Annotated in this window: 12 protein-coding genes; 7 read left to right on the top strand and 5 right to left on the bottom strand. The window is 44.2% G+C overall.

Going from position 1 to position 8,149, the window contains the following annotated elements; genetic code table 11:
- Positions 1 to 115: helix-turn-helix domain-containing protein (locus tag N4310_RS06390; protein WP_262092518.1), on the bottom strand; the 115-nt coding region annotated here is incomplete at its 3' end.
- Between the two features lie 519 nt (positions 116 to 634).
- Here N4310_RS06390 and N4310_RS06385 point away from each other — a divergent pair.
- The gene (locus N4310_RS06385) at positions 635 to 1,657 is read left to right on the top strand and encodes an aldo/keto reductase (protein ID WP_262092517.1); all 1,023 of its coding nucleotides are present in this window, start codon (positions 635 to 637) and stop codon (positions 1,655 to 1,657) included.
- 73 nt (positions 1,658 to 1,730) lie between these two features.
- Here the strand turns inward: N4310_RS06385 and N4310_RS06380 are convergent, their stop codons facing one another.
- Positions 1,731 to 2,216 carry a glutathione peroxidase gene (locus N4310_RS06380; protein ID WP_179924161.1) on the bottom strand — a complete coding sequence of 162 codons (486 nt, stop codon included), beginning with the start codon at positions 2,214 to 2,216 and terminating at the stop codon, positions 1,731 to 1,733.
- Entirely contained in the window at positions 2,213 to 2,677 is a 465-nt protein-coding gene (locus N4310_RS06375; protein WP_262092516.1) for a GNAT family N-acetyltransferase, read from the bottom strand. The genes N4310_RS06380 and N4310_RS06375 overlap by 4 nt, the downstream gene beginning before the upstream one ends.
- Before the next feature lie 150 nt (positions 2,678 to 2,827).
- Here N4310_RS06375 and N4310_RS06370 point away from each other — a divergent pair, with 150 nt between their 5' ends.
- From N4310_RS06370 to N4310_RS06355, 4 genes are all read left to right on the top strand, one after another.
- Entirely contained in the window at positions 2,828 to 3,379 is a 552-nt protein-coding gene (locus N4310_RS06370) for a sugar O-acetyltransferase (RefSeq protein WP_160333006.1), read from the top strand.
- Between the two features lie 15 nt (positions 3,380 to 3,394).
- Positions 3,395 to 3,997: a DUF1349 domain-containing protein gene (locus N4310_RS06365; RefSeq protein ID WP_262092515.1), complete on the top strand. Its 603-nt coding sequence runs from the start codon at positions 3,395 to 3,397 to the stop codon at positions 3,995 to 3,997.
- Positions 3,998 to 4,005: 8 nt separating this feature from the next.
- Complete coding sequence (locus N4310_RS06360; RefSeq protein ID WP_262092514.1) at positions 4,006 to 4,917, top strand: alpha/beta hydrolase; 912 nt, start codon at positions 4,006 to 4,008, stop codon at positions 4,915 to 4,917.
- A gap of 150 nt (positions 4,918 to 5,067) precedes the next feature.
- A complete protein-coding gene (locus N4310_RS06355) occupies positions 5,068 to 5,772 on the top strand; it encodes a B3/B4 domain-containing protein (RefSeq protein ID WP_262092513.1) in 705 nt (234 codons plus the stop codon).
- A 187-nt stretch (positions 5,773 to 5,959) separates the two neighbouring features.
- Here the strand turns inward: N4310_RS06355 and N4310_RS06350 are convergent, their stop codons facing one another.
- Entirely contained in the window at positions 5,960 to 6,349 is a 390-nt protein-coding gene (locus tag N4310_RS06350) for a nuclear transport factor 2 family protein (protein ID WP_160333514.1), read from the bottom strand.
- Positions 6,350 to 6,469: 120 nt separating this feature from the next.
- Here N4310_RS06350 and N4310_RS06345 point away from each other — a divergent pair, with 120 nt between their 5' ends.
- Together N4310_RS06345 and N4310_RS06340 are read left to right on the top strand one after the other, a co-directional pair.
- Positions 6,470 to 6,814 carry a winged helix-turn-helix transcriptional regulator gene (locus N4310_RS06345; protein WP_262092512.1) on the top strand — a complete coding sequence of 115 codons (345 nt, stop codon included), beginning with the start codon at positions 6,470 to 6,472 and terminating at the stop codon, positions 6,812 to 6,814.
- Positions 6,811 to 7,317, top strand: coding sequence for a GNAT family N-acetyltransferase (locus tag N4310_RS06340; protein WP_262092511.1), 507 nt, complete (start codon positions 6,811 to 6,813; stop codon positions 7,315 to 7,317). Before N4310_RS06345 ends, N4310_RS06340 begins: the two co-directional genes overlap by 4 nt.
- A 256-nt stretch (positions 7,318 to 7,573) precedes the next feature.
- Here the strand turns inward: N4310_RS06340 and N4310_RS06335 are convergent.
- Positions 7,574 to 8,149: transposase (locus N4310_RS06335; RefSeq protein ID WP_262092510.1), on the bottom strand; the 576-nt coding region annotated here is incomplete at its 5' end.

The following is an 8,149-nucleotide window of genomic DNA, read 5'->3' as shown; positions in this document are numbered from 1 at the left end:
TTCCAAGTAGGCGAGCAATTTCTCGATTGGATTTTCCTTCTTTGTTCCATCGTTCAATGTAGCGACGATCATGAATTGTCAAATGTTTTCCTTTTGTTGTATAATTGTTTTGCATCTCTGTGCCCTTCCTTTTGTTTGTGGTGAACAACAAGTATAGCACGGAGGTGTTTTCTTATACCTTACAAAAGGATTTCATTTGACAATAGGGACTTTTGAAGCTGTTTTGAGGGCTAAACCAAGGCTATCATTAGCCTTGGCCAATTAGCCTAACAGCTCCAAACCTATTATCAAATGAAATCAGACAACTCATCAGAATGAGTTCTAGCCCTTATCTAGCAGATATGATGGGTGGCTAACTTCATTTTAAAATTTTTGATTGAAATCTTGATAAATCAACGTTTGGATTTTTAGGGATTGAGTTTTTAGAAGTGCCCTAAAATTTATCGCTTCAGAAGCTCCAGTTTTGAAAAGAAAATCACGTGACAACCTGATAATCAGAAGGGAGACCAATCTCCAAGGTGACATCGTTTACGAGTTTACAAGCCGTATCATCACTGCTTATGATAAAATGGTTAGCGAAGTGTCTATAAAACTTAGAAAGGAAGGCTATATATCTGGATATAGCAGGTTAGTCATGGAATATACAAGATTAGGGAATACAGGTTTGGAGGTTTCCAAGCTTTGTTTGGGCTGTATGAGTTTTGGCGATCCAGCGCGTGGTTTTCACTCCAAGTGGGTTCTGGATGAGAGCGCCAGTCGCCCAATTATCCAGAAGGCCTTGGATCTGGGGATCAACTTCTTTGATACTGCCAATTTCTATAGTTATGGTTCGAGTGAGGAAATTCTCGGACGAGCTTTGAAGGATTTTACAAAAAGAGAAGAAGTGGTGATTGCTTCCAAAGTTTTCTATGGAGATGGCCAAAGCGATAGTCCTAATACCAGAGGGCTTTCACGAAAGGCTATTTTCCATCAGGTGGAGCAAAGTCTTAAGCGTTTGGGAACCGACTATATTGATTTACTCTATATTCACCGTTGGGATTATGACACACCGATTGAAGAGACTATGGAGGCTCTTCATGACTTGGTTCGTGCTGGAAAAGTGCTTTATTTAGGGGCATCTAGTATGTACACTTGGCAATTCCAGCAGGCCCAATATGTGGCAGACAAGAGGGGCTGGACTCCTTTTTCCGTAATGCAAAATCATTACAATCTTCTTTATCGGGAGGAGGAAAGAGAGATGATTCCTTTTTGTCAGGAGACAGGAGTGGCCTTGGTCCCTTACAGCCCATTAGCGGCAGGGCGGATTGTGCGGGATTGGTCAGCAGACACGGCGCGCAGTCAGGCGGATCAAAGTGCCCGTGCTAAGTACGATGGTACCGAAGCAGAGGATCGGAAAATTGTGGCGCGTGTGGCAGATTTGGCGGCTAAGTATAATCGTAGCCGGAGTCAAGTAGCTCTAGCTTGGCTGTGGCAAAAGGGGATGCATAGCCCAGTCTTAGGTATTACCAAAGATGCTTATCTGGATGATTTAGTAGGAGCCTTTGGACTGGAATTGAATCAAGAAGATATAGCCTATTTAGATGAGCTTTATCTTCCTCATCCAGTGGTGGGGGCTTTGGCTAAGGGAGCGAAACGGAACCTGCAGAAACTGAAATAATCTCTAGGCCATTGGCCTTTGGGGAAAAGCAAAAGTCCTTAGTCAAGTTTACAACTAAGGACTTTTACCTTCTTTATAGGAGTTGTTGGAGGGTTTCCTCTATAGCTAGGGGGGACGTTTTGGAGGCGAAACGTGTGACCACTTGACCTTGGCGATCGATGAGAAATTTAGCAAAATTCCATTCAATCCGTTTGCCTAAGGGTCCGGATTTTTGGTCTTTGAGCCAAATAAATAGGGGATCAGCTTCTTTCCCGTTGACCTTAATTTTGGCAAACCGAGGGAAGGTGGTTTGGTAGTTAAGTTCACAAAAGCGGTTGATGTCCTCGTCACTTCCAGGGGCCTGGCCTAAAAATTGATTGCAGGGAAAATCCAAAATGGTAAAGCCCTGATCCTGATAGCGGTCGTAGAGGGCCTGCAATTCTCGGTACTGAGAGGCTAGCCCGCAACCGGTTGCTGTATTGACAATGAGGAGGACCTGCCCTTTAAAGTGGTCCAGGGAAAGTAGGTCTTGATTTTGCCTTAGTACTGTGAAATTGTAGATGGTGCGCGTGTCTGTCATAAGATTTCCTCCATTCGGATTTTTTGTGATTGTAGTCCTAAGCGTTGGTAGAAGCGGACAGCTGCAGCGTTGTCAGTCCAGACATCTAGTGTCAGATTGTAGCAGTCCTGGTCACGCGCATATTGTTTGGCGAAAGCGAATAATTGTTGGCCGACTCCACGTCCACGGGCAGTGCTAGCCACACAGAGGTCATCAATGAAGAGAGTTTTGATGGGTTGGAGTACATTGCCATGGGGCTCCTGGATTTGGCAGAAGAGATGACCCAGAATCTGCCCCTCTTCTTCATAGACAAAGACCATTTGTTCAGCCCTTGTGATTATTTGGTCTAGTTCCTGACTTGTATATTTACTGCCGCTAGCTTTAAAGATATCCGGACGTTCCTGGTGGTGGACGGCGAGGATTTCTCCTAGCAGGCTGAGGATGGCTGGGATATCTTTGGTTTCTGCTTGACGAATCGACATGATAAAGCTCCTTTTCGACTAGTATTTTTTGTTGGATGCGACCTTGTAGCAACCATTATACCCTAAGCCCTCCTTGACATTCAATTCTTACACTAAAGGAGTGAGGTTTTGCTATAATGGTGGTAGTGTATTTTGAGGAGAGATTATCAGATGTCTGAATTTGAAAAAATGATAGCGGGACAGTACTACAATCCAGCGGACCCTGAGTTAAGGGCCTTAGTCACCTCTTCCAGGGCCTATCAAAAAGCCTTTAATGAACAAGAAGACCGCCATCTTGGCGCAGAGATTTTAAAAGAGTGGTTTGGCTCAACAGGTGAGCAGCTATCTGTGAAACCACGTTTTGTGTGTGACTACGGGGTTAATATCCATCTTGGTGAGAATTTTTATGCCAATTGGAATTTGACCATGCTGGATGTTTGTCCCATTCGGATTGGTAAAAATGCCATGATTGGTCCGAACTGTCAATTTCTGACTCCCCTCCATCCCCTGGATCCAGAAGAGCGCAATGCTGGTTTGGAATACGGAGCACCGATTACCATTGGTGACAATTTCTGGGCTGGTGGCGGCGTAACCGTTCTGCCAGGAGTTACCTTGGGCGATAATGTTGTTGCCGGGGCGGGTGCTGTTATCACCAAATCTTTTGGGGATAATGTTGTTCTCGCTGGTAATCCGGCCAAAGTCATTAAAGTGATTGAATCTTAGGAGGCAGTAGTAACTATGGATTTGACACAGTTTATTTGGATTAATCCTCCCCAGGAGTTTGAAGTTGGCTCAGACGTGCTTTCTTTGACAACTGCTCCTCATACAGATTTGTGGCAAAAAACGTATTACCATTTTGTAAATGACAATGCACCTATGTTCTTGAGAGAGTCAGCGGAGGAGTATTTCTCCTTTATCGTCAAAGTAGATTTCGCGGAGAGTCAGCAACGTTTTGACCAGGCTGGTATTGTTGTCTATTTGAACTCTGAGAATTGGCTGAAGGCCTCCGTTGAGTATGAGAACCAACAATTTCAACACCTCGGCTCTGTCGTTACGAGAAATGGCTTTTCAGATTGGGCAACGGTTCAAATTCCTGTAGAGACCAAGGAAATGTACTATCGTCTGAGTCGCCGGGGTCAGGATTTTTGTATTGAGAATTCTGCTGATGGATTGAAGTTTCACCAAATGCGAATTTGCCATCTCGAGCAAGCTAGCAGTAAGATTTCGTTTGGTGTCTATGCTTGCTCACCAGAAGAGTCTTCATTTACGGCTTATTTTAGGGACTTCCAGCTCGGTCCTTGCCTTTGGAATCCCCATGATGGTCAGGCACCGGATAAGTAGGAGGAAGTATGCGTAAAGGGATTTATATTTTTAGTATTCTGTTATTAGCCTTGAGTTGTTTTTGGTTTTTTATGCGTAAAAATTATGAGGGTCCAACCCCAGAAACGGTTGTTCAAGCCCAAAACACAGAGCTTTCCTTGCAAGAATCTAGTAGCATCGTTCATGAAGACTATCAGGTTCAACGGGACCAGGTGAACTTGACAGGTGTGATCACGGCGGATGCCAACTATAAGCAGGAAAAGCGGCCACTCCTGGTGATTGCTCATGGTTTTAACAACACCTTGGAAAACTATGCAGACTATGCTGAGGAGCTGGCACGGCAGGGTTATCTAGTTTACCGTTTTGATTTTTATGGAGGTAGTCGAGCTTCTAAAAGTGGCGGCACCGATATGCTCAATATGTCGGTCTTGACAGAAAAGGCAGATCTAGAAGCTGTTGTTAATCAGTTGTCAAAAGAAAAGTTTGTCCAAGGAGACCAAGTTACGCTTATAGGGGCGAGCCAGGGTGGTGTTGTCGCAACCCTCTATGCAGCAGAGCATGCTGATCGAATTAACAAACTAGCACTTATTTTCCCGGCCTTTGTCCTTTTTGATGATGTGGAGGCAACCTATGCTAGTTTAGGTGTTAAGTCACCGAAAGATTTACCGGATGTGATTACCCACCGCAATGCCCAGTTAGGTTCCATCTATCTCAAGGATGCCATGTCGGTTGATATCCAGCAGGAAATGAAAAAAGTGACGGCGCCTGTGATGCTGATTCATGGAACTGTCGATGATGTGGTTCCCTATTCCTATAGTTTGGAAGCTTTAAAAGTCTTTCCCAATTCTCAACTAGTGACGGTCGAGGGAGGAGGGCACTGGATTGATGCGAACTTTAATCAAATAGCTTTGCCTGCCTTGGAAGAATTTCTACGAGAGTAGCAAAAACTCATAAGTTGTGGTAGAATGATAAAAAATTAAATTTAATGGAAGCGCCACCGGGTGACAGCATTTGAAAGTATCGTTAGGTCTTAGAAGATACTTTCAAATGCTGTTTTTTTCTTCCCTTGTGGTGCTAGGAAGGAGCCAGTTATGGCAAATTTTATCGTTGATTCATCTTTTTGGGATCTCTTTCCCGATGCAAAGCTTGGGGTTGTTTTGCTTAAAAATTATCGGCAGCTAGAGGAGTCGCCAAGAGAACTTCAGGCGCTGTTAGTGGAGAGCAATGAGATGGCCAAGTCGTTTGTGGAAGAGGAACCCTTTGCGGAAAATCCGGTCATTCAAGTTTATCGCCAAGCCTTCCAAAAATTTAAGACGAAAAAAGGTGCCAGGTCCAGTATTGAAGCTCTTTTGAAACGGGCTAAGAGTGGCAAACCAGTGGGAACTATTTTACCGCTGGTTGATATTTATAATGCGGCTAGTCTACGCTATGCCTTGCCTTGTGGAGCAGAGGATTTGGATCGTTTTCAGGGAAACCTAGAGCTTGGTTTGACTGAGGGTGGAGATGATTTTTATCTCATCGGTAGCGATGAAAACAGCCCTACTCTACCTGGAGAATTGTGTTATAAGGATGAGGCTGAAGCTGTCTGTCGCTGCCTTAATTGGCGAGATGGGGAGCGGACTATGATTCGGCAAGATAGTCAGAATGCCTTTCTCATGATTGAGTTATTGGATCCAAGTAGGGAAGAGGCTTTAGAAGCTGCCCTGCAATTTATTGTAGAGCAGGCTCAAACATACCTGGGCGGTCAAGCTGTGACTCAGATTTTAGATCGAGAATCGGGTCCTATGACTTTATAGTAGACTTCCTGCGGAACTAATGTATTAGATCCCATTTCTCAGCAGAAGAGATCGCATAACCACACTGAAACATTTTATAACTCAGTCTTTTTCAAGTGATGACTCCAATAAATCTCAGGTTCTGTCACTGTTTTGCAGGAAGTCTAGTCAAAAAACTTGCGGTTTTTATCGCAAGTTTTTTGACTATTTAGTTCCAAAAGGCATCTTCAAGCGCTTGATCGGCTGAGAAGAGCCAGACTTCCTGGATTTTACCGTTTTCCATGCGGAAGAGGTCGATTCCGTTCATGTTGAGTTCGACTCCGTCTGGGCGGGTTCCGATAAAGGTCACGTTAGCTGCGACGAGGTCGTTGTTATCAGAGACCCAGTTGGTTAGGACTTTAAAGGTTCCGTTTGTTTTTTGGTCAAATGTGGCTAGGTGGGCACCTAATTTGTCTTTTCCAATAATGGTCCCTGATGTGGAGTGCTGGCCAGGTTGGTGCCAGATAATGTCGTCGGCCATGGTTTCAAAAACAGCTGGGAAGTCTCCTTCGATCAGACCTTGGTTGTAGCGGTTAAAAATTTCTAGATTTTGTGACATTAGTGATCTCCTTTTTTGTTATAATCCAATTATAGTTTTTACTAACAAGAAAACAAGTAGAATCTTTTTAGTTGGTTACTAGCAAAAGTGATAGTATTGGCGTAAAATAAGGAGAAAAAAATGTCCACAAAAGTTAGCGAATATGGGATTTGTCCCTTTGCAACCACGCAACGGGTTTTAACGGGCAAATGGGCCTTGGTGATTATCTACCAGTTGAGTACCGGTACCAAGCGTTTTAATGAATTGCAACGGAATATTCCAGGGATTACCCAGAGTATTCTGACCCGTCATTTGCGGCAATTGGAGAAGGACAAGTTGGTCCATCGCACAGTCTATCCAGAGGTACCTCCTCGGGTTGAGTACCGCCTGACAGAATTAGGAAGGAGTTTTCAGGGGGTCTTGGATGAGGTTGAGAAATGGGGACTGACCTATATAGAATTTCTGCATCAGGAGGAGCTGTTATGAAGATTCGTAAAGCTGTGTGGAGTGATCTAGACTCGATTATGGAGATTTACCAGCAAGCACGGCAGTTTATGGTGGTCCAGGGGAATCCGAGTCAGTGGGGTGAGGATTATCCGCCTCGTGCGCTGATTGAAGCGGATATTGAAGTGGGGCAATCTTATGTTTGTGTCGAGGGAGATCGGTTGGTTGGTGTTTTTGCCTTGATGCCAGGTCCGGATCCGACCTATGAGCGGATTGAGGGTGCTTTCCGGAGTCAGGAGTCGCACGGGGTGATCCATCGTTTGGCTTCAGATGGTCGGACTAGGGGAGTAGCTCGTGCCTGTTTTACGGCTTGTGGGGAGCTTTATTCTTATTTGCGGATTGACACTCATCGGGATAATCGAGCCATGCGGGGAGCTTTAGAAAAGTATGGGTTTGTGGAATGCGGTCTGATCTGGGTGGAGGATGGAAGTGAGCGTCTAGCTTTTGATTTTCTACCATTTGTCAACCATTTTTCTAAAAATTAGCCAATTTATTTGGCAGAGTGGTGCCTGCTGAGCCTAGTTGGCAAGCGAAGAGAAGGGGATTTTGTGTCAAGGCCTTGAGCGTCAGCGTGCCTTTACACGGAATCCCTCTTCTCTTATAATGGCTTAGCTCACAGGCAACTTTCGATGGTTTTATATCTAAGCTGAGACCAAATACCTAAAAAAGAGTACACTGAAACAGCATCTTGACTTTCAATTTTTTTCGCAAGGTGCTACAATTATATTGCACAATCCTTCTTTATTGATTTTTTGTAATATTATAGTCGTAAAGTTTATTGTGCGTTATGAGGTAAGGGATCGTTCGAATGAGACGATGCATAGAGGCAATCACATGTGGCTTGGTTGAAGTCGCTTGTGATTGCTTTTTTCGTTTCTTATAAAAGTCCGCAATATGGCAGGGGTTGGTACGACTAGTCGAAATGATGTTGTAAATACACCTAAATAGAATTTTCCGTGCATAAGGATTCCCACGCTTCGTAATGTGTTCCTTGGCTAGATAGTCTCCAGATTCATAGTGTCTTAAATCAATACCGATAAAAGCATTTAGCTGATTCGCTGTTTTAAATCGACGAATATCCCCGAGTTCCCCGATAATACTGGTGGCAGTAGTTTCTGCAATTCCTGGAATAGACAATAAGATGTCGTATTCTGGTAAGAACTCAGCTAGACTCTTCATCTCATCCAGAGCAGCTTGCCGACAGTCCGATAATCGTTGTAATTCTTGAGCGTAGTAACGGGCTTGTTCAAGCATAGGAGAGTCTTTCTTAACAGCACAGTAAGACTGCTTAGCTAGGCTAATAAGCTTTTCCGTCAA

The organism is Streptococcus danieliae, assembly GCF_025447695.1.
Classification (GTDB): Bacteria; Bacillota; Bacilli; order Lactobacillales; family Streptococcaceae; genus Streptococcus; species Streptococcus danieliae.
Note: the sequence above shows the minus strand (reverse complement) of the source record. Positions and strands in the feature narration are given on the sequence as shown.

Bases quoted from the DNA above. Each gene is read 5' to 3' on its own strand.
- N4310_RS06385 (WP_262092517.1), top strand. From the start codon at position 635: ATGGAATATACAAGATTAGGGAATACAGGTTTGGAGGTTTCCAAGCTT.
- N4310_RS06380 (WP_179924161.1), bottom strand. From the start codon at position 2,216: ATGACAGACACGCGCACCATCTACAATTTCACAGTACTAAGGCAAAAT.
- N4310_RS06375 (WP_262092516.1), bottom strand. From the start codon at position 2,677: ATGTCGATTCGTCAAGCAGAAACCAAAGATATCCCAGCCATCCTCAGC.
- N4310_RS06370 (WP_160333006.1), top strand. From the start codon at position 2,828: ATGTCTGAATTTGAAAAAATGATAGCGGGACAGTACTACAATCCAGCG.
- N4310_RS06365 (WP_262092515.1), top strand. From the start codon at position 3,395: ATGGATTTGACACAGTTTATTTGGATTAATCCTCCCCAGGAGTTTGAA.
- N4310_RS06360 (WP_262092514.1), top strand. From the start codon at position 4,006: ATGCGTAAAGGGATTTATATTTTTAGTATTCTGTTATTAGCCTTGAGT.
- N4310_RS06355 (WP_262092513.1), top strand. From the start codon at position 5,068: ATGGCAAATTTTATCGTTGATTCATCTTTTTGGGATCTCTTTCCCGAT.
- N4310_RS06350 (WP_160333514.1), bottom strand. From the start codon at position 6,349: ATGTCACAAAATCTAGAAATTTTTAACCGCTACAACCAAGGTCTGATC.
- N4310_RS06345 (WP_262092512.1), top strand. From the start codon at position 6,470: ATGTCCACAAAAGTTAGCGAATATGGGATTTGTCCCTTTGCAACCACG.
- N4310_RS06340 (WP_262092511.1), top strand. From the start codon at position 6,811: ATGAAGATTCGTAAAGCTGTGTGGAGTGATCTAGACTCGATTATGGAG.